A 26,071-nucleotide genomic window follows, 5' to 3' on the forward strand; every position below is an offset into this window, starting at 1 on the left:
AAAAAAAAGACAGTTTTACTGATTACGTAAACAGTGAACGTCAGGTGCTGTTCGGGACGATGGCCTACGACCTCACGCCACAGACCACTTTGACGACAGGTATTTCGTGGCAAAAAACTGACACGGTTCCCAATCTTTATGGTGTCCCGATGTCAACGGACTATTCCAGTCTGAATCTTCCACGTTCGACGTTTCTGGGTGCCAGCTGGAATAATATCACCTTCGAGAAAACCAATGGCTTCGCCGAGCTTGAACATTATTTTGACAATGAGTGGGTTGCTAAAAGCTCGCTGAACTATACCTCCGCCAGTGCACAGGGGAAGTTCATCGGTGTTTACGGTAACGGCACGCAAGGCGTGAATGATTCTGGCGATGCAAGACTCAACAACTACCTGCAACGGCACAACCGCAGCAGCCAGTACGGTCTAAACGTCAACCTTAGCGGCCCGTTTGAGTTTTTGAAACGCGAACATGAACTGGTACTCGGCGGCGACTATCAGAAAGAGAACTTCAGCAATTTATTCGGTTCACTAAGCAACACCAGTAAGGTGAATATTTACAGCTGGGATCCGGAGAGTCTGAGTGAACCGGACTGGGATTATACGCGCCGTTATCAGTACAACGTCTATCAGCGCGGCCTGTATGCGACAACACGTCTGAGCCTCGCAAATGACTGGAAGCTGATCCTCGGCAGCCGTTACAGCGACTTCACCTACGACTCCTATTTCACCAACCTGACTACCGGCGCAATGACCGGGCACAGCAATTACAAGGTGAAAGGTAAAACTATCCCTTACGGCGGCCTGCTGTGGGATTTCGCAAAAGATTACACCTGGTATTTAAGTTACTCTGAAATCTACAAGCCTCAGAGCACGCAGGACGCCAGCGGCAACTTCCTGCCGCCGGTCACCGGCAGCAATTACGAGACCGGTGTCAAAGGAGAATTCTTCGAGGGTGCGCTGAATGCCTCTATCGCCCTCTTCCGTATCATTCAGGAAAATAATGCCATGAGCGGGGTCGGCTGCGACGACTGCTATATCGCTGATGGCAAGGTCCAAAGTCAGGGGATTGAGATGGAAGTATCCGGCCAACTGGCCGAAGGGTGGCAGGTTTATTCAGGGTATACGCTCAATAACAGTAAATATCTCGAAGCAGCCGACACGCAGAAAGGCACCAACTTCAGCAAACATACCCCACAACATCTTATCCGCGTCTACAACAGCTATCAGTTCCCGGGACGTTGGGAGAAATGGTCCGCAGGCGCAGGATTAACGGCGCAAACGTCTACCACAACTAACTACGACGTTTCGCAGGGCGGTTATACGCTTTTCAATGCCAATATCGGTTATCAATACAACAAGCAAATACGCCTGAGTCTGAATGGTAACAATCTGACGGACAAAGAGTATTACGTCGGCGTCTCCAACCGTCACCGTGGCGGTAACAATTTCTACGGAGACCCGCGTAATTTCATGCTCAACGTGAAATGGGTTTACTAAGTTGAATCTTTTTTAAGCGCGTTAGCCAGCCACGCGGGTGGCTAACGCGCTTTTCTCGGACGCTTCCGGTACAACTAACCTGACACTTAATGCGATTTTATTTATGCAAAGCTTGAAACAATTTTACCGGCTGATAGCCCCCTATTGGCTCCATCCCCGCGAGTGGTTTTCGTGGCTTTTGCTTTTGTTGCTGGTCTCTCTTACATTAGGCGTGGTATGGATCAGCGTGCAGTACAACAACTGGAGCCGTGCATTTTATGATGCCCTGACTGACTACTTCCAGCATGCCTCGGTGGCCGGGTTGGCACTGTCTTATGCAGGATACACGGCACTTTTTGTGGTGTTCATAATCAGTACCAACTGGCTGAAAAAATTACTGATTATCCGCTGGCGACAAAAGATGACACTGCGATTTCAGTCAGCGTGGCTTAGGCAAAATAATCATTATCGTTTAAGTCTCAATAGTGAACCCGATAATCCCGATCAGCGTATCTCCGAGGATATCCGGCTGCTGATTGAACAAAGCCTTGGACTGTTTTTGTCGTTGTTAAAAAATACCACCGGTCTTTTCTCCTTTATTTTCATTTTGTGGAAACTATCGGACACACTCAGCATCACCGTTCTCGGTCATACCATTACACTCCACGGTTATTTAGTCTGGGTCGCTCTGGGGTATGCCACCATCAGCAGTGTTCTGGCGCACTGGATCGGACGGCCTTTGCATCAGCTCAATATGGATAAACAAAAAGCAGAAGCAGACTACCGTGCAGGCTTATTACGCATACGTGAAAACACCGAGCAGATTGCTTTATACAGGGGAGAGCGTGCCGAACTACGTCGAATGCATCATCACTTTTTAGCCATCGTTCACAATTGGCAGCGATTGATGAAACGCGAGTTCAGACTGGATACCTTCACGACCACCTACTTTCGCCTGAGCCTGATGATTCCAATTTTTGCTGTATTGCCGCTGTATATTGCCAAAAAAATCTCTCTCGGCGGTGTAATGCAGGCCCGTGCTGCTTTCGGATATGTGCTGGATGCTTTCGGCTGGTTTATCGATTCTTACCGTCAGATTGTTACGTGGTCTGCAACGGTAGAAAGACTGTGGGTTTTCGAGCAAAACTTAAAGGAAATCCCGGCTAAAGCGATACGTTCACGGCAACCAGGACCACTGATATGCCAGGAACTGGTCGCCCGACACGCTTCAGGAACGCCACTTTTTAAACCGGTAAACCTGCGTTTACATGAAGGCGACACCCTCGCCATTACAGGCGCCAGTGGTTGTGGAAAAACCACTCTTCTCAGAACCCTGTCCGGACTTTGGCCTTACAGCAGCGGACGCTGGATTTTACCAGCCGGAAAAAATCTCTTTGTGCCACAAAAACCCTACTTGTCATACGATTCCCTGAAGCGTATTGCAAGCTATCCGGGGTTAGCGAAAATCAGTGACGAGCAGATAAAAATGAGTCTTGATAAAGTGGGTTTAGGGCATTTTTCTTATCAAATAAATCAAATAAAGCTCTGGCAGCGAGTGCTCTCCGGTGGAGAACAACAGCGCCTTTCTTTCGCACGTATATTGATAAACCGGCCAAAACTTATTTGCCTTGATGAATCCACAAGTCATCTGGACGATGAAACTGCGCTCCGTCTTATTAACCTTATCCGAGGTGAGTTGCCTGAAAGTATCATCCTCTTTATCAGTCACCAAAAATCCGTAACCAAATCATTTACAAAGCAATTAGAGGTTGAATTACATGAAGGAAAGCAAATGAGGTGACCTCAATCTTATGGACTCACGAAATGCCCGTTTAAGCGGGCATTTTTGATTATGTATTAATCCTGACTTTTATTTCTTTTGAGATATCAGAATTCAAAAACTTCAGCCTGCATTAAAAGATAAAGTTACTTAAATAGTCTAATTTATTGGTGCACAACGATACGGCTAGTTTTATCGATATATCCGGAACCGAAGTCACTCCGGGATATTTTAAATTAGGGTTAACTAGAGCAGATGAGCGGCACTATAGCCTGTGACTATGCGTTTTGTTAGCTGGCTTTAATCACTATCTCGTCAGCCTCTGGCCAATTAACAGCTGGGAACGCATTAAGTGCCGGGGAAGCAAATAGTTCTCCCTGAAAATTAGAGATACCTGCTGCATCGAGCCACATCCATTCCTCAGGTTTTATTATTCCTGTCGCGATCACAGAAATTTCCAACGAAGAACAAAATTTGATTATAGCCTGTACGATGGCTTGCTTTGGACCACTCTTATGAACGTCACGGATAATACCCTGATCGACCATGATCTTCTCAGGTTGGAACCTTGTTAGCAGTAAAAGTCCTGCGGACCCCGAACCAAAATCATCAATGGCCAAACGCATCCCAGAAGCCTTCAGCTGTTTAAGTACTTCAGCCAAGTTGTCATCTCGTGTTTTTTCACTATTTTCCGTAATTGCAATGACGATTTGTTCGGCAACCAATCCTTGTTTTTCAATTTCTCCAAGCAAGGCTGTAATCGCATCAGGCACAGTTATCAGTGTCATTGGAAGAAATTTTAGTGTCAGAGTCTTATCACCAATACCCAATTTCTTTGCCACACTGATGGCGAGCTTTTGTGCTTCGAGGTCTGCCTCATAAATGTTCTTATGCGTTACTTTGGAATAATAACTGATAGCAGACGCGCCGGCGGGCCCGCAAAGTGCACTTTCATAGGAAAGGATCTCTAAGCTAAGCGGATCTATAATTGGCTGAAAAGTAAACCCAATGTCCTTCAAATCAGGCAAACTGACAACTTCAGGTGTTTTACAGATACCATCAGCTTGAAAAGACCAAACCCCGGCTTGAGGAATATCCAGATAATTATCCCTTTCCCTAGCTTGCACGAAAGTGCATAAAAACTGCAATGCCCGGTCATCATAGGTGAGGCGATACTTCGAAGTTCCTTTATCCAGAACTGCCTGGAGGACAACATCTTCCGAATAACTCTGGAGATCAAAAATCTCCATTCCTACCTTGCCGAAGCGCCGTGCTGGAGCGTAATCACGCATTAATTCAACGACATTATGATGGCGTGAGTCTGCACAAATGGTTTCAAATATGCTGGATACCGCCTTTTCCGGCCCCTCAAGTAACTGAAAAAAGTGGGTCCCATCAAAAAGCAGGATCCCAGTCACCGAAGACAACTCATTTTTACTGCTTGCATGCGAAATCATGCCCTCAAGGGATGAGGGAGAGAGACCTTCACAAATACGGCTGCGATAAATCAGCGTAGACAACATAAAGTTTACCGAATACTTAAGTGATAGATTTTCAAAATAGCAGATAAATCTTGTTGAGGTAAAAATTTACAAGGGGGATAGTGTGTCGTTGTTAAGCTATAAATGCTTAACTAATACTTTAGAAACTCACCTAAAGTTATAAATGGTCTAAGCTAGCCATGAATCCCAGCCAAAAAGTGTGTGCTTTGCACAGGTGAGTTGATTAAGAAACATTCAATTCAACTTTTTTGATACACCCTCCAAACCGTGAATAGGAAATGACACTTCGCGTTCGCACATGATATTGCTACGGCTCATCTCTATCCCCATCGAAGTCAATCCTAATCATCTAAATAGAGCGAAAATAACAGTACTTTAAGATTCAAATGCGTAAGGCGAACGCCAGAGCCCTGCCCTTCCTATTGGCTTCCGAACTAGCCGCCTCTTTTATGCTTTCAACTCATTTGCAGTAACTACTTAAGTTCTCTCAAATAGTTAATCACTTGAACATGCAAGTATTAAGTCTTCTTGGCGGTTTAAATTCCCTGTTATCAAATAGCGCTAAAAGCTCTTTTTTTGTTACCTCACGTCCACATGATGCACAGTTTAAGCTGAGAAAGTTTTCCTCAAAATCAAAAAACTCTGGTTGCTTAAGAAACTCGCATCTGCAGACATAACAACTAAAAAGTTCAAGAAAATTGTCTGCATTCATTGCACACCCCTTTTTATGGTAGATTTAAGAGCAGGATAGAATTTGAATGTGTATTTCGGGGAGCAATACAATGAACAAAGATGGTCAGTCAATCTTGCTAAAAGCGACACAAGGACAGTTATGCTCTGAGGATCGCTACAAAGGTAAGCAGGTCATTTCTGTCCTCGATGTTGCCCTTGATGTGATAAATGATTTAGAACAAGAAATAAATAGGTTGAACGCTATAATCCGACAGATTGAAGGCAAAAACTAACCTACTCCCCATCAAAAAACACGCCAAGTATGGGCATAACTTAGAGTGTATAGAACAGCATTTAATGGCAAAACTCAAATACCGTAACAGTCAGTTTTATGTATTACGAATCCCTGATATGGTTAAGATGTTGTGATGAATCCCACCTATGCGGTAGGGCATAAACAGCTAATTTCTTTCAGTTGTGCGGAAATGCGAACCATGGTTAGCTGGCCGACGGTTCACCGGGAGGCACCCGGCATCGCAACACAAAGCTTGTGGGTTTACCACGATTTATCTTTGAGTTACGAAAAGCTCTCTGCCATTTCACTAATTAAGCGTCTCGCAAATCCTAGCTAAGGTCATCGACCTCTTTTACATACATTACCGTCATTTGAATGCATTGCTGCTTTTCGTCTGATGAGCGAGTAATTTGGCTACGCCTATAATCTTCTGTGGCAACTGCTTGGATGCCCTTTCTACTCTACTTGCGGGTATTGATAGATCTTAGATCTGAATTAGGAGAAATAATGATTTTTGCCGCGTAGTTTTTATGATGGTGTACGCCACGACTGATGAACCGGATGATAGTTCATGCATTCAAAATGCGGAAAAGCAGTGCCCTATTTTTGTAATAACTGTTGGTGGTTAAAGTTTCAAATAGAGGAAGACAATTTCTAAGCCACAAGGGTAAACCGGCTAAACAGTTTTAGCTGAGTTTGTGCTGGGCAACCTAGAGAGAGTTATACCCTTCTCTCGAAGCTGCATCAGGAACTTACCCATTTACCCGAAAACGGCATGCAGTAAATTTTCTTACAAAGAACCCGTGTTAACGACGGGCTAAGTATCAAAGCTATCAATATTGCTTAATTTGGAAGGTAGTCACTCCGTCCACTTCAAAGATAAGCCAATACTCAGCGATTCACCATGTGACAGATAAAAAAAGAGCCCGTTGTTTAGGCGGGCTATATTCAAGGATTAGAATGCTAGTAGTCTTGGCAGACCTGCTGATCTTTTGTCAGCTGAACAAAGCATAGTTGGTATTCTGATAGAGATTATTAATTTTTCTAAAGTAAAAATCCTAGGACAACTTTTCAGTTACATTAAGATGACTTTTTCCAGATCATCGGGAGGTTCTCATGGATATTCCAAATCCAGTCTTTGAGGAAGCATGTAGGCTAATTGGGGAGTGCTGCGTAATGCTTGCGCAGAATGGGGAAGAAATCAGCCGTAGCCGGATAGCATTAAGACTTGAACGAGTTCAAGAGTCGGCGATAACGATAACCGGTAGGCCGAATGATGCGCTGTGTCAGGCTATAGACAGACTTAAAGGTCTTTAACTGCCCTAAGTGGGATAGTCTTATTGCCAAAATATAGAAGCGGCGTAGCGCTACGGTATTCTGATAGTTGTAAAGAAAATCCTGGGCCCGATTAGAGAATATTTGTGTACTTTTTCTCCATCAACTAGAACCAAGCTTACCCTTTATGAGCATTCACTCAGTAACAGGAACTACATGAAACGTGATCTCCCCCCTACAGCCACATTGCGCACTTTCGAGGTCGCTACCCGGCACATCACGTTTACGTCAGCCGCAGAGGAGTTATTCATTACGCAAAGTGCTGTCAGCCATCAGCTCAAAAATCTCGAGGAAATCTGGGGGCTGCAACTCTTTCAGCGAGGTAAAACTTTGCGCCTTACGCCTGCTGGCGCAGCCCTTGCCCCTTTGGTACGCGAATTCTTCAGTAAACTCGAAACCACACTTGTCGACCTGCGTGAACAAAATGGGCGTGTACGTTTGCGCGTCAGCACCACCTATTCTTTTGCGCTTAAGTGGCTGTTACCTCGCTTGCCTGACCTGGCTCTCCTTCATCCGGAAATTCTGGTTACAATCGAAAACACCGATAACGCTATTAGATTCGCGAGCGGAGATGCCGATTTGGCAATCCGTTTTGGGAACGGTAATTATCCTGCGCTACATTCAGAGTTTATGTTCCGTGAACAGCTCTTTCCGGTGGCAAGCCCTTCCCTTTTACAGCGTTTTGGTATTCCAAATGCCCCTGGCGAATTGTTACGTTACCCGCTCCTTACTCGTGACGGTGCTGACCTGGTACCAAAATGGGACACATGGTTCAAGAAAGTGGGCATCAATACGGATGTACTCCACGAGAATGTGCGCTTCGCTGACACCAATATGACTATTGAAGCAGCCTTACTAGGCCAGGGCATTGCATTGGCGAGAAGCGGGCACGTTGAAAAAGAAATCCGCGAAGGAAGCTTGGTCCGATTATTTGACGTAATATTCCCCTCACCTGTTGCTTACTACTTGGTCTGTCCGGAAGGCACAGAAACTCAGCCGCATATACTTAAATTCCGCAACTGGCTTCTCGCTCAGTCACAGCAAGCTCAGCTTAGCTACAGTTAATGTATGATCGTTTACTCATTCTTCAATGACAACAATTCACTTCAAATCGGGGCAGATGCTGTTTAGCATCAAGACATGCCCACTCATATTATTTTACTGACGTTGTTCGCCGCCCTCCTGCACGCGAGTTGGAATGCCCTACTCCGCGGCGGTTCTGACCGGTTGTGGTCGATGACCATAATGTGTGTAGCGATCGCGTGTAGCTGCGTCATTATCGCTCCATTCCTTCCGCTGCCCACCGGTGAGAGCGTTAAATATGCGGTGTTATCGGCTTTGCTGCATGTCGGCTACAACCTGTGTTTAGTTCGCAGTTACCAAAGCGGAGATCTCGGGAAAACCTACCCAATTGCACGGGGTTCTTCGCCCCTGATGGTGACCTTTGGAGCAGCAATTTTTGCAGGGGAAAAAATTGTCTCAACTACGTTTGTCGGTATCGGGCTGATCTCGAGTGGGATTATGTTACTTGCTATAAGAAGTCCTAAAGTGCCGGTGCGAGACCTCAAATTTCCCCTCGCTACCGGGGCGTTTATCGCCGCCTATAGCGTTGTGGATGGGTTAGGTGTGCGCGTCTCAGGCAATTCTTTCTCTTATACCGTGTGGATGAGCATGTTGTGGGGTGCGCTGATGCCTGTGTTCTTTATCATCCTGCGCGACAAAAAAAGTTTACTGCGCTGGCGTCCTGGTTTATTTGGTGCGGCAGTTGGTGGGCTTGTATCGTTATTGGCTTACGGCCTCATCATTTATGCCATGATGGCCGCACCTATGGGAGGCGTGTCAGCTCTACGCGAAACAAGCGTACTTTTTGCTGTTGTTCTGGGGTATCTGTTTTTGGGGGAAAAGTTAACGTTGAGAAAAATGCTGGCGTGTACGGTGATCGTAATCGGAACGTTTATGATGGGTTAACATCAGGAGAAATCGATATGTCTGGCCTTCCAACCATTGCTCTTATTGGACCCGGCGCGATTGGTACTACAGTTGCTGCATTGCTTCATGAAGTTGACCGTACACCAATGCTTTGCGGACGTACCGCGCATCCACAATTAGTTTTGCATCACGATGAGGGGAAAATAATCGTGCCAGGCCCGGTGTTGAACAATCCTTCAATTGTCAGGCATCCGATGGACCTGGTCTTTGTTGCGGTAAAAACTACCCAGGTGGCTGATAGCGCTGGTTGGCTGGCCGCGTTGTGTGATGAAAACACTGTAATATGTGCCCTGCAAAACGGCGTGGAGCAGAAAACTCTTCTGGAGCCCTTCGTTAACGGGGCAACAGTGCTCCCATCTGTTGTGTGGTTTCCAGCACAGCGTGAATCCGATACTTCTGTCCGACTTCGCGCAAAACCCCGACTAACCCTACCGGATGTGCCACTTGCACAACTTGTCACTGACGCGCTCAGCGGCACGCGTTGCACGGTTGAGTTGTCATCTGATTTTGTGTCGCTTGCATGGCGTAAGCTACTGCAGAATGCGGTTGCGGGCCTGATGGTGCTTACAAATCGCCATGCAGGGATATTCTCACGAGAAGATATTACACAATTGGCCCTAGCTTATTTACACGAATGCCTAATCGTTGCACGTGCACAAGGGGCTGTGCTTCAAGATAGTGTCCTGCAGGAGATTGTTAACGGTTTTCAGCGTGCGCCCGCAGATCTAGGCACCTCTATACTTGCCGACCGGAAGGCTAACCGGCCGCTTGAATGGGATATACGTAACGGTGTCATTCAGCGTTATGGCCACTCAAAGGGTATCCCAACTCCCATTAGTGACATCCTGGTACCATTATTGGCGGCGGGGAGCGAGGGACCGGGCTGACTCCAATTACCTCCAGGGAGTTAGACAAAAAACGGCATTAATATGACCTAAATACTCAGGCTATTACGGGTTTGAATAATGTCATCACTTGTGGCTCTCGCATTGCAGAGCGATCCAAAGGCAAAAAGTATAAGAAGCGGCTAGATAGAAAGTCCGTAAGCGTATCATTCAGACCGTCGTTCATCTCGGGGTCACATTCGCAACCATGAATACTTTCGCGAACGTGGTCAATATCGCGCACAGAAACACGCCCTATATCTCGATGAGCATGCGTTTTAGTGACGCTATCACTTCCCGAGAAATCGCGGCAAAGCTGAAAATCAGCTCATCAGCTACGTATATGATCTTCACGCGCTTCCTACGCACCAGTATATCATGGCCCCTATCTGAAGATTACACACCGTAAAAACTCGTAGTTGACTCTACACTTTTAACCTTGAGATGAATCTGCCTGTTAAAAAGCCCCGGCCGACTGGACAATAGAGTTCAAAATTCACATGGATGAACTCAGCTGAGCCTGCAGCCCGGCTATTGTGTCGCTGCTCTTGCATGGGAAAATAGCATTAATGTCAACCTGATTTTCAACTGACGCAACCACTCAGCACCGGCGTACTCGCCCCGGATCCTAGCCTCGGGGTTATCGCGGTAAACTTGGGATCTCTTACTTGTGCCATGAAGGCTAACAGAACGAAAACGTACACCAAGAAGGTAACATTGGGGTGTCTTAATCATCGGGGGGAGGACACTTAACATGGTAATTGTCTGTCCACTATTGGTACAAAAGGGGACAAGCGAGTAAGATCAGCTAGGAACTGACTAGCGAATTAAACGGAAAGGCATAGGAAGTCTCGTTACTTTTTGTTCAGGCCAGCAACCTGATTCCGCTGGCCTTCTTTTGAAACTTTGTTACAGAGGAAGTGGTCAGGTCAGCGCGACCCTCACCTTTAGTCCGATAATAAGCGTGGCAAAAAACATTATGCAACCAGCGGTGATGAAAACACCTGTAACGCCGCTGATACCAAAGATTAATCCCCCCCACGCAGCACCCGCAGCAATTGAAGATTGAACTGCTGCGACTACCATACCGCCAGCGGTTTCAGCCTGATCGGGTACGGAACGCGCTACCCAGTTTGACCACGCAACGGGTACGCCACCAAATGCCATCCCCCACAGGGCGACGAGCATCATCAATCCTATTTCCTCTAGTGGCAGCAAAATCATGCTTAATGCCGCTAAACCGACAAGCGCTGGCATGAGTATCAGGGTAAGACGCAGGCTTCTCTCCATCAGCCACCCAGCCAGCAGCGTACCGATAAAATTAGCGATGCCAAATCCAAGTAGTATCAGAGACAAACGATCCACATCAAGTTTGACAATATTTTCAAGAGCCGGACGAATATAGGTAAACAGTGCATACTGACCAGTATGGGCAATTACACACCCCGTCATTCCCATCGCAATACCTGGGCGGCGGAGTAACTCCATGACAGATGCTGTTACCATCATTCTACGCGGAGCCATTCCTGGAAGGGTAAATAGCTGAAAGAGTAGAGTCAGCACGCCTACCCCGGTTGCAGCGATAAAAGCACTACGCCAGCCATAAAGCCCACCTAAATAGCTCCCCAGTGGGATCGAAACTACGGTACCGACAGCAATACCGCTAAAGATAATGGAGAGCGCGCGCGGAACGCTTTTAGCAGGGACCAGACGCATAGCTACGGCAGCAGCCATACTCCAGAAACCTCCCAGTGCGATGCCCAGCAAAATGCGCATGACTAACAGTACGGCCAGACTGGATGAAAGCGCGACAAGTAGATTGGAGGCAATCATCAGCATGGTAAAACCAAGCAAAACATTTCGGCGATCATAATTACGCGTCAGGCGGGGAACCATCAGACCAGCAAACAAGGCCACCACAGCCGTTACCGTTACAGCCTGACCAGCAAGAGCTTCTGTCACACGGAGATCGGCCGCCATGGGTGTCAACAGGCTGGCAGGAAGATATTCCGCAGTCAGTAAGCCAAACACGCCCATAGTCAGTGAAATAATGGCCATCCATGCGGATTCTTTGGGTTCCGAACTATTCAAACTAGCGGATACAACTTCAGTTGCTTCATTTCTCATAACACACTCTTCTTGGACAAAAATTACAACTCCAAGTCTAGAGTCGAGTCGGTGGACGATCTATGATGCCCTATCCTGATTTTTTACCAGAAACTCCGAATATGCATCTGAATAAACATTTTGCCCTGTCATCCGAGCTCATCAGTGAATTGCTGCTGGAAATGCGCCTGCGTGGCGTGCAGTATCGCCGTTTACAGACTGGCTCTGAATTTGGCATCGGTTTTAGCAACAGGCCGGGGCATGCCTATTTTCATTACATCGCTGTGGGAACTGCTCTGCTTCGCACACGCGATGGTATGTTGCACGAACTGAAAGCCGGAAGCATGGTATTCATGCCGCAGGGTGAGGATCATGAGCTTGTATCGGATGTCAGCAGTTCATTTCAACATATCGACACGTTAGGCTCTGCTCCTTTAGGCGAAGCCGTCAGCGGAATCAATACGTGCCCGAGTTCGAATCCGACACCCAGCACGGTTCTGTTTTATGGTTGTATGGAGTTCGATCTCGGTGGAATGCAAGGTCTTGGTAAACTGATGCCGCAAGCCATAGTGGTTGAGGCAAATGAACAGATTTATCCGGGGTTGGTCCCCATTCTGGGCGCGATGAAATTTGAAATCTGTTCCGGGCGAGCAGGCTTCGCGGGCATTCTGGCACGCCTCGCAGAAGTGGCGGCCGCTATGATTGTGCGTGGATGGATTGAAAACGGCAGCGAAAACGCCGCTGGCCTGATCGCTGCGTTACGTGATCCACGACTTGCCCGTGCAATCCTGGCCATTCATCGCGATACATGTCGGGAGTGGTCTGTTGCTGAACTTGCTGCCCAGTCACATGTGTCACGTTCTGTTTTTGCAGAACGCTTTAAATCAATCATCGGCATACCACCCCTGCGCTATGCAAGGGAGGTGCGAATGCGTATCGCAGGTCACTGGATAATTCATGATAAGATCTCAATTGACACCGTTGCTCTACGCCTCGGCTATGCCTCACAGGCTGCGTTTAGCAGAGCTTTTAAGCGCATCAATGGATATCCGCCAGGCGCTATGCGTCAGCGAAAGGCAATACACTAATTGAGTGAATGTGAATGCTGAATTAACTGTAGGAGACAGCTCTCAACATTAAATACTGAGCGCAAACGTCTTTCATCATTCAAAATATCCCAATTTACTCAATGTCCGCTTCCTGCACGAACCAAACATGCTGAAATGAGTCTTCCGGAAAGAGCGAAGAGCAGACCTCGCATCTCAATACGATTTATTTTTACACTACCGAACAGATTTCTGAGTCAACGAAGAGCAAGCTACACTGACATATTGAAAATTCGCAAAATCTTAGTCGTTGGATTATGCTGCAGATAGTTTCTAAAGGGGGTCATTATATGAGCAATAGAGTAAGTTTACATTCTGCAGTCTATCATAGACAGATCGTTGAAAATCTATTTCGATATTACGTTTACGACCTCTCTGAGTTCAGTCGAGGCCCATGTAATAACGATGGAAGTTATAGTTTTAAGTCGTCATCACTTGATCCCCACTATAGCCGTAATGACCATTGGCCGTATTTAGTTTATTGCGGTGAGGAACTCGCTGGCTTCTGTCTGGTTAGACTCTATCCCTATGATTTACAACGTTATGATATTGATCAATTTTTTATTATTCGTAAGTTCAGAGGAATGGGCGTTGCTAAAGAGGCATTTCGTCTTGCAGTATCTGATAGGCCTGGACTGTGGCAAACAAGGGTAATGCTGAAAAATACATCGGCATTGCAGTTCTGGCGTTCGGCGGTTAATTCAGTCAGCGATGGTAATTTTCAGGAGAGGATTCTGGCTGATTATGATTTAGACATGCATTTCTTTTTATATGAAATAATATAAGTGTTTTTGCAGTTAAATAAGTATAAATAAAGGAATAATCGTCACGTTTTTAAAAGAGAATTTCGCCGTTGATGAATATCATTTGATCAAAATCACTCTTAGTCAATATTTCTCTCAATCTGACCTGCTTCTATTGATGAACGCACCGCGAATTTAATATGGTCCATTTTTCGCACAAAGCAGACAGCAGACAGCTGAGTGAATCCCGTCAGAAATGGGTGAGGAACGGAAATCAGGAATGCATACTCTCATCGATGAGTCTTGAATCCTGGGGAGCATGTCAAAACGATTGGTTGCATGTTTGTCTACGCCGACCCGACAACATGAGTGATTAAATGAATACTGAAAGTTGTTAATTGCATGGTAATTATTCTACCTATGCTTTCATTTTTTTTCACGTTTTTTTAACATCATCAGTTCTTCAGGATCTTGTTAGCCGGTTAGTGCCGTTTATTTCTCAGAATATTCAATGCGATAACCTTATACGCATCTATAAATGGCGATTGGTTTAATTAATGTTTCATTCCAGTTTGTAAAATAGAGACTAGCCAAATATATAAGGATTATTCTTCACATGAAAACATCAATAATTACCACCACTATTTTAATTGGTTCTTTGTTAAGCGGTTGCGCTGTGCAAAATGATAAAACACAGTTTCAAGGCTTGGGCTTGACATATCAATCCGATGTCAAGAAGCTAGAAAATGGTGACTATCTAACTGAAGTAGATGCAGCGCCTGCTGCAGGCCGCATACAAGGTGCTATTGGGACTGCAACTAAAAAGGCTTCTGATTTTTGTAGGGTACAAAACAAATCTATGAAAGAAGTTAAAACTGAAATTGATACACACTTACTTGTTAATGGCGTTGCTCGCCTGACGTTCAAATGCATTTAAATATTCCTATTTATAAAACTGAGAGCCGTTATTAAACAGGCTCTCTATGGGCATATTATTATTGTGACTAAGTGGTAATGTAATTATTCGCTACAAACGGGCTATTCGCTTTTAGAGATTTTCTGATATTTTATCCCTTCCCAATATCGGTGACAGGATAAATCAGAGATCCGGGCCTGTTGATTCCTTCCCTGTTTATAACTAATTAGTGTTCCGATAGATCGTATCGTTCAGCCTTATCTGAAGTTAGCTGTTTACTATTTACAAAAACGATGAGTAGGAATTTTAATACATGCCTGAGCCGTTAGCACAATGTCTGCGGTATCTCATCGGCGCCAAGAGCGAAGAGCGGACATTAAAATTCTCCGCAGATTAATAATTCTTAGTCACCCCAGCTTACCAAAACAACGACAAGGCTAGTTCCAGACGATAAGTGTAGGTGTTGTGACTCTTGAACAGCTCAATGTTGCTATGACAATGACGCCATAACAGCTGTAATGCCATATAACCCGATACCATACGAAAGGTGCGTAATCAGGCTTAAAAGACGCGCCACCCATGGGCGAGGTGTACGTGAGGCAGCGATACCAAAGCCAAACGCGGGTTGCAAAATTAAGAACGGAGCAATCAAAGTTAACAAACCTGTTAACATGCCCATGAAGAGCGAGGGGTCAATGAGCCAGCCTCTTCCGTAAAGCAAAAGTGGTATAACCGCAAAAAGTATTCCGATTAGATAATGGAATACCCAGCCAGTAAGATTCTCCCCTGGTATCCGTGATGCTGAAAGAATGGTGTGATGCCTGAATTTTCCTTGTGGAAGCAATAAAATCCAGCGACCTACCAGCGCATAATCTAATGGTGGAATTTTTAAAATAAGCTTTTGACATAACGACCACCAATCCATGACCAGTGTTGCTCCAATGCCCGCTATGACGGTTTTGAAAAAAATGATGATATCCAAAGCGTACTCCTTCTTATTAATGACATAATAATCATTGTGCAACTTAAAGTGAGGTTTAAGTCAACAATGAAAGAACTGGATATCAGGGAAATCGCAGACCGTACCGGAGTTACCCCGTCTGCATTGCGATATTACGAAAAGAAAGGTCTAATCAAACCTGTTGGCCGTAATGGCCTCAGAAGGCAGTACAATGAAAACGTTATCAATAAACTACAATTGATCGCGCTTGGGCAGGCAGCAGGGTTTTCTCTTAATGAAATAGCGACGATGTTTAGTCCAGAGAACAAACTCGCATTAAACCGCGTACAGCTTCTTCAACGAGCAAAGGACATCGACGGCACTATCCGCAAACTCCAGTTGTTAAGCCGGGGACTGAAACATGTAGCATGTTGTACGAAGACTGAGCATTCCGAATGTGAGGAATTCAAAAGAATTGTCTCAAGAGGGCTGCGACTCGTCAGGTAAATTATTCTAAGGTCCCGTGTTATGAGCTATATCCGCTTCTGGCACAAATCGGACCTGTGCAAAGTTCGTTAGGTCCGCTGTGAGCTAGGAGCGGACGTTACACATCCCTGCTAACATTGGCTCTGAGTAGTCAGAATTGAACTTAGCGATTCATTGTGAATTCCTGAACGCCTTTGCAGCCAGTCTGATTCGCCGCAACTTTTTGAATTACTGATCCTAATTAATCTGTCCATTGTTGCCATAGTGGTGAAAAACATGAAATTTTAAACCGGATTCTTGGTTATGAATCACGATTTTGTTCCACACACAATAATCGTATGAGGTTTTTATGCTGATAGTGCAGGTTTCAGACATTCACGCCTCACCCGAAAATGACCATCTGTTTCGGTTCGATCAGGTACTAAATTGGCTTACGTATCTGCAGCCGGACGTACTGGTAATTACAGGTGATCTAACAGATGGGCATTGGCAGGAAGGTTATATAAAGATAGCTGACCGTCTGAATCAGCAAAATTTCCCTTCGTTGGTCCTGCCGGGTAACTCAGACGACCGCTGTCTGGTGCGTTCTGTTTGGGATGAGAACAAATGGGCGCACGATGCCCAAGGAGAGGCCCTGCACTTCATTCATAACATTGGTGGCATTCGCCTGATTGGTCTGGATTCGACGATTGATTATAAGGATTACGGCAGTGTGACAGACCATCTGGAATGGTTGGATAATCAACTTAGCGACGCATGCAGCCCTCCGTCATTGCTGTTTATGCACCATCACGTATTTGCATCTGGCATACCAACGCTAGATGAAACGATGTGCAGAGGTCTGCCTGAGATGGAAGATTTGATTAGACGCGCCCCGTCCAGACTACTCGCCATTTCTTCAGGCCATGTCCACAGACCAATAGCGGGTACGTTTGCGGGCATACCTGCCTACATTTGTGGCTCCGTTTGCCCGGCTAATCCTGTCTGGTTTGGAACAGTAAACGCTCCTCCTGCGAATGACCCGCCAGCATTGATGGTTCACCGCTACGTCAGTAAATCCATTACCAATCATCACGTTTGCGTTTAACTGGTATTCAGAAAAGCATAGACTTCATAGAAAACGACCTGCTCCCCAGTGATCAACACATAATGTTGTGCGGGAGCAATGTCTGCTCCTGGCACAGGGCTGCTGTTGCAGCCCTGACAACCTTAGACTTCAATCGATTCAGAGATCTCTAACGCATCATCGACTTCAATGCCCAGATAACGGACTGTGCTTTCAAGTTTCTTATGGCCCAACAGACGTTGGATCACCCGGAGATTTTTGGTTTTCTTGTATATCAGGTAAGGTTTTGTTCTTCTCATGGAATGTGTGCTGTAAAGCGAAGCTTCGAGACCAAGCTTTTCTACCCACCCATGAAATATTCGGCTGTATTGCCGGGTTGATATGTGCCGGTTAGTTCCGATCCGAGACCGAAACAAGAAGTCTTTACTGTGCAAATTGCCAAGCTTTATCAATGCAGCAACAGCTTCTCTTGTCCCTTTGGTTATCTCAAATTGCACAGGGCTACCGGTTTTCTGTTGCAGCACCGTTGATCTGCTTGAAACCGAGCTACCATATGCAACATCAGATACTTTGAGGTTCACCAGATCACAGCCTCGTAGCTTACTGTCTAAGGCCATATTGAACAGAGCTAAATCACGCGTTTTACCTTCCAGTTCAAGCCGGATTCGGATCCCCCAGATATGAGATATCTGAAGTGGTCTTTTTTGGCCTATGATACGGCCTTTGTTCCACGGTGACATGTTCATACTCAAATCTTCTGCAATGTTGGAGATTTGAGTATGGTTGTCCCTTATGAGCGAAGAACGGACATCGTTTTTTGAGAAGGATAACTGTTATGATAAATTCTGATGGAGAGGCATTCAATTGATAGAAATCGGCGAAGGCGATAAGAGGGAGATGTGATGTTTACCCCGGAGTTTATTAATGAAGAGCAAGGAGAGTTTCTACTTGTAGCCAGCCATAGCCTGTCATCTACGGAGTCAATAAGACTCAGTATTGCGTATAATATTGCCAGAATATCTTACGGACTATCGCAGGTTCCATCGCACATACAAACTTGTCGGCTCGTTTATGATATCAGAGGACAATCAATCTCTAAGCTGGTCTTGGACCAGATTAAACAAGCATTTGAGCAGCTAGCCATTGTGGAGTTTAAATGCTGATGGGGCTTCAGTTAATTGTAAAAGCAGAACGTAAGCATATAGATAAATCGTTGGGTTCACTGACTTTAGAATGTGAAATATTCGCTATCTCTGATGGCCTTTTCGGCATTTCAATTCCAGAGCGAACTCTCTCATCCATGGGTGAAGATGTTGTTCTACAAAAACTTGCACTACTCAAGCGTTTTGACCTTTGGCAGGGGAACTGGCAAGAGCCAAAGAGGCGTTGGCTCTGGTGAGTTTCAGCTTTGAGCGAGGAGCGGACATGAACACTTCGGATCACTAGACGACATCCTACTTGTCAGACTCACTTCAACAGCAGTCGTATTCCCAAAAAGGCCATAAAGCCTCCGCTTAGTTTATCTAAAAACTTACGGTATTTAATGTAAGCCTGACGTGGCCCGTCAGTTGATAATAAGCATGCAACGACGGCATACCAGAGCACATCAATAACGAATGCCATTGTGGGCAGGATGATGTACATAACAGGCTGAATATTTTTGCTAAGCGTTGCGGAAAAAAAACTGGCAAACACCAGTGCGGTATGGGGATTGCTGATTTGCGTAAAAACGCCAGTCATAAAAGCTTTTGAGATGCTTACTTCCTCTGTACCGGCAGAATCATTAAAACGATTTGAAGGACGACGAAACATTTTCAACGCCAGCCATAAAAGATAGCAACCGCCTGCAACCTTAAGTCCTGTGTAAAGTGATGGGACCAAAGTCAGCAGGGTGTGAAGACCGGCTAACGCTATGGCAGCAAAAACAGACGCACCAAACCCCATACCTGCAGCAACAGATAAAGCCGCCCGTCTCGAACTGGACATGGCCATTCGTGCGACGAGAAGAAAGCTAACTCCCGGGCTCATTGCGCCAAACAGGATAGCTGCGCCAATAGCAGAAACCGCGATCAAATCACTTGTCATTCATCTTCTCCATCATTAATCAGTGTCAGACAGCTCCCTCATTGCGCGAACCGCACACCTTATGAACCGCTCCCGGTTAACAACATAACACTATGCCAACAATGTCCGCTATTGGCACAGAGCGGACCTGCGCACTGCACGATTCACATTGAACGAGAAGAGGACGCCTTAGAGATAGTTTGAGAAAACGGACAGTTGTCGCTATCCGGCTATGAGCATTGAATCAAAGTCCGAATATAGCCTCAATTTCAATCGAGAGGTCAGATGAGAAGAGACGGCTGACTTCTACGAGCGAGCTGGCTGGCAAGTGATCACCGTAATTTCGATACAGTACTTTGCGTAGCTCGTTGATCTCCTCAAAAGAGGTGACGAATATAGTCACTTTCATTAGTGCTGAAAAATCTATCTCTTCTACACTGACAATTTTCCTGATTTGGTTAAATATTTCTTCAGCCTGCCCAGCAATGCCTTCATGTTGTGCCGCTGTGCCAAACGCGGTCAGGCCGGAAATATAAAGCGTGTTGCCATGCTTTACAGAATGGACGTAAGGTGCCTTTACTTCACCTAACGCAGGATAATTCCTTCTTACTAAATTGCTCATGCCGATGGCCTTTTTAAAAGGGAATAAGCCACAACATTACCATTCAACTGTGACTGCTCAACGTTAATTAGCGTCTTGCAAAAGTATGCACTCTGGCACGAATCTGCCTCAGGTTAGGATCCCATGGCAGCCACGAGCGAGGAGCAGACGTTGTAATCACTTTTAAATTCAAATGGATTACAAAATTTCGGGTACAGTATCTCCCGGTAGAAGTCGAAGGCCAATATCCATAATTCTACATTTTGGAAAGTGTCACAATGGTCAAAAATATCTGCTAGAGGAATAATCAGTGTCTCATTCATCATCAAGAGCAAGAGTTTTGGATACAGCAAGTCCTTTGGCACATAGAGCATCCCACGCACGAAGTTGCGCTAACCATGTGGCGAACAGGTTAGGAATTACCCGCAGTGAGCTTTTGATAAAAGTCGAGGAAGATTCCGGGGCAGGTCTGGTATCACCACTAACTGAACAAGAATTGATGAAAGCGTTCAATTATATGGAGAGCCTTTAGCTTTAGTACACTATGAGCGAGGAGCGGACATCGTTGTGACATTTTTTGAATAAATCCGAGTGTCGCAACCGAGGGACTCATTAAAAAGGGCTCTTGCTGAATGATAAAATTGTATAAATCCGTCTGGATTCCGTACGGCTATGCAGATAGGATGATTCCTAATAAAAAGAAGAATAAAGAAGTACAACGGTTTTTCATATCGTAAGGAAAGTAAAGATGACTGTATCTCAACAGGCCACAACCTCGCAAAAGGTCTGCGCAACTATTGCATGGTTAATGGCATTAATACCGCTGGTAGGCTTGGCTGTATTCTTCTTCGCTACCACAGGTGGCGTTTCAATGTGGGTTGGTGGGGGCATGAGTGCGGTCTTTGCATTTGGTTTCACCCAGATGTGGTGGCGGAAAATTAACAGCTGATAGCAATTTTTTAAAAGAGGCGGGGTGATCCCGCCTTTTTTATTGAGTTCGACAGAATGACGTTTTATCGAACGCCCCGAGAAGGGCATGGCGGTAATTTGGAAGCGATTTACAATCGCTAATGTCCGCTTCTGGCACATAGCTGCCTGTTAGAATTCTTTGAACATACATCTAATTAAGCAGACTTTCCGATGTCTGCTCTCGGTACGTTTTCCTTTCACGGAATGATCATCACATGCAACAGAGCGCTCAAATCAGTTTTGCACCTCCGCGCCTGTTGATGGTCATTATGGTAGTCCCGACAGCAAATTTGCGCCAAAAACCCATCAGCGTTCCCTTAGCCTGGCTGTGATCCTAAAACACTGTTTCCTTCATCAGTTCTTTCATCACTCTGACAAACTCCTCTCCGGGTTGTGACATGACGCCGTGACCATCGGGCACCGCAACAACTGAAACTTTCAGCGCCGGTTTGAACGGGCGCACGGCTAACCCTGTCATATCACAGCCCTGTATTGAGAAACGATCGACGATAGTCACACCGTTATTATGCCTGACCATATTAATCGCCATGCTGTAGCGGTTGGTTTCTATGGCTGCGACCTGTCGTTGATGAAACTCGGGTACAATGTCGGCAATCATCGCCACCAGCCTGGCATCGGTGGTAATAAATACCAGCTCGCGAGGTTCGATGTCATGCCAGCACACCTCAGTTTGCTTTGCCAACAGATGCTGCTCCGACAATACGCACACCATTTCCCCCTCGCTCACCATGAACCGGTTCTCGCCCTGCTCGCCGCCGGGTTTGACCACAAATCCAAGGTCGTAACGCCCTCCTTCCACCGCCTCTTCGATCTCGTTATTCAGGCACATATCCGCGACAACGCCATAGTCGGAGAATGTCTGACGAAAACGTGCAACAGCGCGAGGTAACAGGTTTAACGCTAAAGCCGGAGTGGCACAAACTCGCAGTTGTCCTACACGGTATTGGCGGATATGTTCAACAAAACGGTCAAAACGTAGTCTGTCGAGATAAACCCGAAGCGCCTCTTTGTACAGCTCGTTGGCCTCGGGCGTCGGCTGCATTTTACCTTTCAGCCGTTCGAACAGGTTAAACCCCATCTGCTGCTCGATAAGTGACAATATCTTACTGACCGAAGGCTGTGACATCGCCAGCTGTTGCGCGGCCGCTGTCACAGAGCCGAGCTGTACGACGCTGATGAAAACTTCAAGTTGCTTTGGAGTCATAACCATTTTCCATATAAAGATATGCTATTTTTGAATTTTGAATGCATGCACCCAGGGTTATAAAATTTAAAACTATATTCTTTTGGGGGTATATAATGAAATTATTCAGAACACGTGTGATGTCGGCCTTATTGCTGATACCAGGGATTTTTCTTGCACAAGCCCCGGCGAAAGCCGCGGAAGAGATAAATACTATTTTGCCAGATCATGTTATTCGCGTTGGAGCTGTTAACGCGCCACCGTGGTATCAAAAAGATCTGCTCACCAACCAGTGGACCGGTCTGGTTCCCGACGTGGCGCAGGCGATATTCAAAAATACCGATATAAAAATTGAATACGTCGACACTCAATGGGGCACCGCGGTTGCTGGATTGCAGGCAAATCGTTTCGATATTCTGGGTGGCTTCAACAAGACCCCGGAAAGAGCGAAAGCTGCCGATTTTACGCGCCCGATGGGTGCTCATCAGATGGGCGTCCTGACGTTAGATAAAGATACGAAAAAGTATCAGAACTGGGCGACGATTAACAATCCGCAGACCAAGCTTGCCGCCATTGATGGTTCAGCGGCGGTGACGCTGTTGCAACCTCAGCTGGACAAGGCGCAGTGGATTATTGTGCCGGACAGCGACAACATGCAATTGCAGATGGAAAGTGGCCGCGCCGATGCTATCGTGACCAATGATATCCAGATGTCCCAGTATATTCAGAAACGCCATCAGGGCACCATGGTGATCCCTGAACCGGTTAAAGAGCAAGCGACTAATATCGGTCTGCGTCAGAACCGTCCTAAGCTGCAAGCCTGGCTGGACGGTCGGCTGGAGCAGTTGGATAAAGACGGCACACTGAAAGCTATCTGGCAAAAATACACTCACCCGGTTAATCAACCCTAATGACTGAACAGGCCTCTTTGCCGTTACTGAAAATAAAAGCACTCAGCAAATCTTTCTCAGGCAATAAAATCATTGATGACGTCACCTTCGAGGTTCACCCCTCGGAGGTGATCGGCGTTATTGGCCGCAGCGGCGCTGGGAAATCCACCCTGCTGCGCTGCCTGAATATGCTTGAGACGCCTGACGGCGGGCACATCTGGCTCGGCAACGAAGAAATCGGTTTTTTCGGAAAGGACAGAAAGCCCGTGAAGCAGCGCACGTTGGCACGTCAGCGTGCATCAATGGCGATGGTCTTCCAGCATTTCAATTTGTGGCCACACCGCAGCGTTTTGCAAAATATCATCGAGGGACCGGTTCAGGTACTCGGGATATCGCAAAAAGCCGCCACGGAAAAGGCCATGACTTTGCTCACTCGCATGGGTTTGGCGGAAAAAGCGGCTGATTTTCCGGTTCAGCTTTCCGGGGGTCAGCAGCAGCGCGTCTCTATTGCTCGTGCGCTGGCTATGGAGCCGCGGGTGATTTTGTTTGATGAGCCGACTTCTGCGCTCGACCCGGAATCTGTCGGCGAAGTGCTGGCAGTTATCTCCGAGTTAGCGGGTACCGGCACCACGATGATAGTCGTCACTCACGAAATGCGTTTTGCGCTTCAAGTTTGCAGCCGCCTGTTGCTGATGGATAATGGCAAACTGGTGGGCGAAACCACCCCGAATGAAATCTGGACTCAGGCGGACAATGCCGAAATTCGTCACTTCATGGCGCTGTCGGGCGTGACGGCGGAGGATCTGCTCTGATGCCGGTTTATCACTGGGACTTTTCGATACTCTGGCAGTATCACGCCATTCTTGTGGATGGAATTTTCACGACCTTTAAAATCGTTCTGGCCTCAATCACCTTAAGTATTATCGGCGGTGCCTTGCTTGCACCATTACGGGGGGCTTCTAAAGCGATTATTCGCTTGCCGACTCAGGCGTTGATCGAAGTGGTGCGTTCGATTCCACCGCTGGTGTTGATCGTCTGGGCTTACTATTGCCTGCCTATTTTGTTTGGCCTGACGATGTCAGCCTACCTAACCTGCGTGCTGGCGGTTTCCCTATACGGCAGCGTGTTTTTTGCCGAGATATTTCGTTCCGGGTTACAATCGGTGGATCACGGTCTTGTTGAGGCGGGGCTTTCTGTCGGGATGTCACCGCTGAAAGTCTTGTTCCGCATAACCGGGCCAGTCGCTTTTTTGCGTATCCTGCCCGCTTTTGTCAGCCAGTGCGTAATGTCGATCAAGAATTCGGTCCTGGCGAGCTATGTCGCCACCGGCGAAGTGCTGTATCAGGCGCAACGCCTGAGCACTGCGACGTTCCGGCCGCTGGAAACCCTGACTTTTGTCGCCGTATTTTTTGTAATCACTATTCTGCCGCTGTCGCTGCTGGCGAGCTATACCGAACGTCGGATTCGCACACGTTACTTTAAGCGTTGAAAAAAATGATGAATATCACCGCCACACGCCAGTTGGTTAAATTCGCCTGTACGTTACAGGCACAAACGATCCCTGAAGCTATCCGTCATAAAGTCAGCCTGCATTTACTGGATGGGCTCGGCTGCGGCTGGGCTGCAAGCCAGCATCAGAGCAGCAAACCGACTATCCACTCTGCCCGCCTGTTTGGCGGCAACGGGGATTGTAGCGTATTTGGGCATACCGGGTTTAGCCCGCTGGCAGCCGCTTTTAGCAACGCCGCGGTGATAAATGGTCTGGATCACGACGACGGCGTGGAAATTGACGGCAAAGGGCTTGGTCATCCCGGAGCGACATTGATTGCCGCCGCGATGGCCGCGCTGGATATCAGCCCGATCCCCGTTAGCCACGAGGCGCTGATTACCGCTTTAACCGTAGGCTTTGAAGTTAATAATCGCCTTATTCACGCCATCCAGCCTTCGGTCGAACGTTTTAATCAGGTATATGGCGTGGCGCAGCACCAGTCAATGGGGGCAGCGCTGGTTACCGGGCTTCTTTTGGCGCTAGATGAACAACAGTTACATAACGCTGTCGGGCTGGCTGCGGCATTAACGCCATTACCCAGCTTGCATCAGTACAACTGGCAACAGCGGCCCTTATTATCGATAAAAGATGCCGTCGCTCCAGCTGCACAGGCAGCGGTGCAAGCCGTCATTATGGCGCAACAGGGTATGAGTGGCAGCCTAGACGTGCTTGACGGCGAACAGGGTTTTTGGCGCATGATCGGATCAGACCAATTCGCCCCGGAAATACTCACGCACGATCTTGGCAACCACTGGTATGCGAATTACGGCAGTTTTAAAATCTATCCTGCCTGTCGCTGGCTGGCCTGCGCGCTGGAATCGCTGGAAACCCTCGTTCAGGAAACCGGCTGGCGGGCGGAGGATATCCAGTCCGTCGAGGTGCATACCTTCCCTCGCATTGTTGACGATATGATGGATTATCGCCCGCAAAACGTGACCGACGCACAGTTCAGCCTTCCCTGGACCATGGCTGCGGTCGCGGCCGGGCTTACACCTGGTGCCGGCTGGTACACTGAAAAAAACATGAAAAGCCCGGTGTTGCGGGCGCTGGCGGATAAAGTCACCGCCATTCTCGATCCGGATTTTACCGCACGAATGACCGGCCCGGCCCGCCAGCCCGGCGCACGCGTGGTGCTAACGCATGTGAATGGCAGCCGCTCGGTACAGGAGCGTTTCAAACCTTTGGGTAGCTCTGAGCGTCCGCTGACTAAATCTGAAGTAATTGCCAAGGCGCGTCTAAATTTAGCTGGTCTAAAGATTGATTCTGAATCACTTATTAAGAACATGATCCAGCAAGACTGCACCGATCAAGTCTTTTACTCATCAGCAGCGCAACTTACTGGTGCATCAGTACTTTCAACCAACTGTTGGATATAATATCAATTTATCAATCCTACATTCTGTCCATTTCTATAGCAGGATGTGCTAATCAACGGGAAGTAGGTCAGGGGATTTCTAAGCCCTTTATTGTAGAGAGTGTTTCTTGATAAATATTAG

25 protein-coding genes are annotated in these 26,071 nt (G+C 46.8%); 17 read left to right on the plus strand and 8 right to left on the minus strand.

Going from position 1 to position 26,071, the window contains the following annotated elements; genetic code table 11:
• Both IV433_RS21695 and IV433_RS21700 read left to right on the plus strand, forming a co-directional pair.
• A partial coding sequence (locus tag IV433_RS21695) for a TonB-dependent siderophore receptor (RefSeq protein WP_195815892.1) occupies positions 1-1,499 on the plus strand: 1,499 nt, incomplete at its 5' end.
• 37 nt (positions 1,500-1,536) lie between these two features.
• On the plus strand, positions 1,537-3,279 hold the full coding sequence (locus tag IV433_RS21700) for an ABC transporter ATP-binding protein/permease (RefSeq protein WP_326838671.1): 1,743 nt from the start codon (positions 1,537-1,539) through the stop codon (positions 3,277-3,279).
• 269 nt (positions 3,280-3,548) lie between these two features.
• Here IV433_RS21700 and IV433_RS21705 read toward each other — a convergent pair whose 3' ends face one another.
• On the minus strand, positions 3,549-4,781 hold the full coding sequence (locus tag IV433_RS21705; protein WP_195815893.1) for a diguanylate phosphodiesterase: 1,233 nt from the start codon (positions 4,779-4,781) through the stop codon (positions 3,549-3,551).
• A 478-nt stretch (positions 4,782-5,259) separates the two neighbouring features.
• Positions 5,260-5,472, minus strand: a complete 213-nt coding sequence (locus IV433_RS26485; RefSeq protein ID WP_456095399.1) for an ECs_2282 family putative zinc-binding protein — start codon at positions 5,470-5,472, stop codon at positions 5,260-5,262.
• Between the two features lie 70 nt (positions 5,473-5,542).
• Between IV433_RS26485 and IV433_RS21710 the strand changes: the two genes are divergently transcribed.
• From IV433_RS21710 to IV433_RS21725, 4 genes are all read left to right on the plus strand, one after another.
• A complete protein-coding gene (locus tag IV433_RS21710) occupies positions 5,543-5,725 on the plus strand; it encodes a hypothetical protein (RefSeq protein WP_192938236.1) in 183 nt (60 codons plus the stop codon).
• A gap of 1,493 nt (positions 5,726-7,218) precedes the next feature.
• Positions 7,219-8,127: a transcriptional regulator GcvA gene (gcvA, locus tag IV433_RS21715; RefSeq protein WP_195815894.1), complete on the plus strand. Its 909-nt coding sequence runs from the start codon at positions 7,219-7,221 to the stop codon at positions 8,125-8,127.
• Between the two features lie 75 nt (positions 8,128-8,202).
• On the plus strand, positions 8,203-9,030 hold the full coding sequence (locus IV433_RS21720) for a DMT family transporter (RefSeq protein ID WP_195815895.1): 828 nt from the start codon (positions 8,203-8,205) through the stop codon (positions 9,028-9,030).
• 17 nt (positions 9,031-9,047) lie between these two features.
• Positions 9,048-9,938, plus strand: a complete 891-nt coding sequence (locus tag IV433_RS21725; RefSeq protein WP_195815896.1) for an oxidoreductase — start codon at positions 9,048-9,050, stop codon at positions 9,936-9,938.
• 921 nt (positions 9,939-10,859) lie between these two features.
• On the opposite strand, the gene IV433_RS21730 is transcribed toward IV433_RS21725, so the two are convergent.
• Complete coding sequence (locus tag IV433_RS21730; protein ID WP_195815897.1) at positions 10,860-12,062, minus strand: MFS transporter; 1,203 nt, start codon at positions 12,060-12,062, stop codon at positions 10,860-10,862.
• Positions 12,063-12,124: 62 nt separating this feature from the next.
• On the opposite strand from IV433_RS21730, the gene IV433_RS21735 reads away from it, so the two are divergent.
• The 3 genes from IV433_RS21735 (at position 12,125) to IV433_RS21745 (ending at position 14,827) form a co-directional block, all read left to right on the plus strand.
• Positions 12,125-13,129, plus strand: coding sequence for an AraC family transcriptional regulator (locus IV433_RS21735; protein ID WP_195815898.1), 1,005 nt, complete (start codon positions 12,125-12,127; stop codon positions 13,127-13,129).
• Positions 13,130-13,437: 308 nt separating this feature from the next.
• On the plus strand, positions 13,438-13,932 hold the full coding sequence (locus IV433_RS21740) for a GNAT family N-acetyltransferase (protein WP_195815899.1): 495 nt from the start codon (positions 13,438-13,440) through the stop codon (positions 13,930-13,932).
• Between the two features lie 574 nt (positions 13,933-14,506).
• Complete coding sequence (locus IV433_RS21745; RefSeq protein ID WP_195815900.1) at positions 14,507-14,827, plus strand: hypothetical protein; 321 nt, start codon at positions 14,507-14,509, stop codon at positions 14,825-14,827.
• A 469-nt stretch (positions 14,828-15,296) separates the two neighbouring features.
• On the opposite strand, the gene IV433_RS21750 is transcribed toward IV433_RS21745, so the two are convergent.
• A complete protein-coding gene (locus tag IV433_RS21750) occupies positions 15,297-15,788 on the minus strand; it encodes a DUF2938 domain-containing protein (protein ID WP_104925367.1) in 492 nt (163 codons plus the stop codon).
• Between the two features lie 66 nt (positions 15,789-15,854).
• Here IV433_RS21750 and IV433_RS21755 point away from each other — a divergent pair, with 66 nt between their 5' ends.
• The gene (locus tag IV433_RS21755; RefSeq protein WP_104925368.1) at positions 15,855-16,253 is read left to right on the plus strand and encodes a helix-turn-helix domain-containing protein; all 399 of its coding nucleotides are present in this window, start codon (positions 15,855-15,857) and stop codon (positions 16,251-16,253) included.
• A gap of 328 nt (positions 16,254-16,581) precedes the next feature.
• On the plus strand, positions 16,582-17,319 hold the full coding sequence (locus tag IV433_RS21760) for a metallophosphoesterase (protein ID WP_195815901.1): 738 nt from the start codon (positions 16,582-16,584) through the stop codon (positions 17,317-17,319).
• 122 nt (positions 17,320-17,441) lie between these two features.
• On the opposite strand, the gene IV433_RS21765 is transcribed toward IV433_RS21760, so the two are convergent.
• Complete coding sequence (locus tag IV433_RS21765; RefSeq protein WP_195815902.1) at positions 17,442-18,044, minus strand: site-specific integrase; 603 nt, start codon at positions 18,042-18,044, stop codon at positions 17,442-17,444.
• A gap of 410 nt (positions 18,045-18,454) precedes the next feature.
• Here IV433_RS21765 and IV433_RS21770 point away from each other — a divergent pair, with 410 nt between their 5' ends.
• Positions 18,455-18,697, plus strand: coding sequence for a hypothetical protein (locus tag IV433_RS21770; RefSeq protein ID WP_229893632.1), 243 nt, complete (start codon positions 18,455-18,457; stop codon positions 18,695-18,697).
• 68 nt (positions 18,698-18,765) lie between these two features.
• Here the strand turns inward: IV433_RS21770 and IV433_RS21775 are convergent, their stop codons facing one another.
• Together IV433_RS21775 and IV433_RS21780 are read right to left on the minus strand one after the other, a co-directional pair.
• Positions 18,766-19,383 carry a LysE family translocator gene (locus tag IV433_RS21775; protein ID WP_195815903.1) on the minus strand — a complete coding sequence of 206 codons (618 nt, stop codon included), beginning with the start codon at positions 19,381-19,383 and terminating at the stop codon, positions 18,766-18,768.
• A 223-nt stretch (positions 19,384-19,606) separates the two neighbouring features.
• A complete protein-coding gene (locus IV433_RS21780; protein WP_195815904.1) occupies positions 19,607-19,984 on the minus strand; it encodes a RidA family protein in 378 nt (125 codons plus the stop codon).
• Between the two features lie 727 nt (positions 19,985-20,711).
• Between IV433_RS21780 and IV433_RS21785 the strand changes: the two genes are divergently transcribed.
• Complete coding sequence (locus IV433_RS21785) at positions 20,712-20,912, plus strand: hypothetical protein (RefSeq protein WP_195815905.1); 201 nt, start codon at positions 20,712-20,714, stop codon at positions 20,910-20,912.
• A 354-nt stretch (positions 20,913-21,266) separates the two neighbouring features.
• Here IV433_RS21785 and IV433_RS21790 read toward each other — a convergent pair whose 3' ends face one another.
• A complete protein-coding gene (locus IV433_RS21790) occupies positions 21,267-22,157 on the minus strand; it encodes a LysR family transcriptional regulator (protein ID WP_195815906.1) in 891 nt (296 codons plus the stop codon).
• Positions 22,158-22,252: 95 nt separating this feature from the next.
• Here IV433_RS21790 and IV433_RS21795 point away from each other — a divergent pair, with 95 nt between their 5' ends.
• From IV433_RS21795 to IV433_RS21810, 4 genes are read left to right on the plus strand one after another with little or no spacing between them, the layout of a single operon-like run.
• Positions 22,253-23,047: a substrate-binding periplasmic protein gene (locus IV433_RS21795; protein WP_195815907.1), complete on the plus strand. Its 795-nt coding sequence runs from the start codon at positions 22,253-22,255 to the stop codon at positions 23,045-23,047.
• The gene (locus IV433_RS21800; RefSeq protein ID WP_195815908.1) at positions 23,047-23,838 is read left to right on the plus strand and encodes an amino acid ABC transporter ATP-binding protein; all 792 of its coding nucleotides are present in this window, start codon (positions 23,047-23,049) and stop codon (positions 23,836-23,838) included. The genes IV433_RS21795 and IV433_RS21800 overlap by 1 nt, the downstream gene beginning before the upstream one ends.
• Positions 23,838-24,515 carry an amino acid ABC transporter permease gene (locus tag IV433_RS21805; protein WP_195815909.1) on the plus strand — a complete coding sequence of 226 codons (678 nt, stop codon included), beginning with the start codon at positions 23,838-23,840 and terminating at the stop codon, positions 24,513-24,515. Before IV433_RS21800 ends, IV433_RS21805 begins: the two co-directional genes overlap by 1 nt.
• 5 nt (positions 24,516-24,520) lie before the next feature.
• On the plus strand, positions 24,521-25,951 hold the full coding sequence (locus tag IV433_RS21810; RefSeq protein ID WP_229893634.1) for an MmgE/PrpD family protein: 1,431 nt from the start codon (positions 24,521-24,523) through the stop codon (positions 25,949-25,951).
• Positions 25,952-26,071: the final 120 nt, after the last annotated feature.

Source organism: Rahnella laticis (assembly GCF_015644585.1).
In the GTDB taxonomy this organism is placed as follows: Bacteria; Pseudomonadota; Gammaproteobacteria; order Enterobacterales; family Enterobacteriaceae; genus Rahnella; species Rahnella laticis.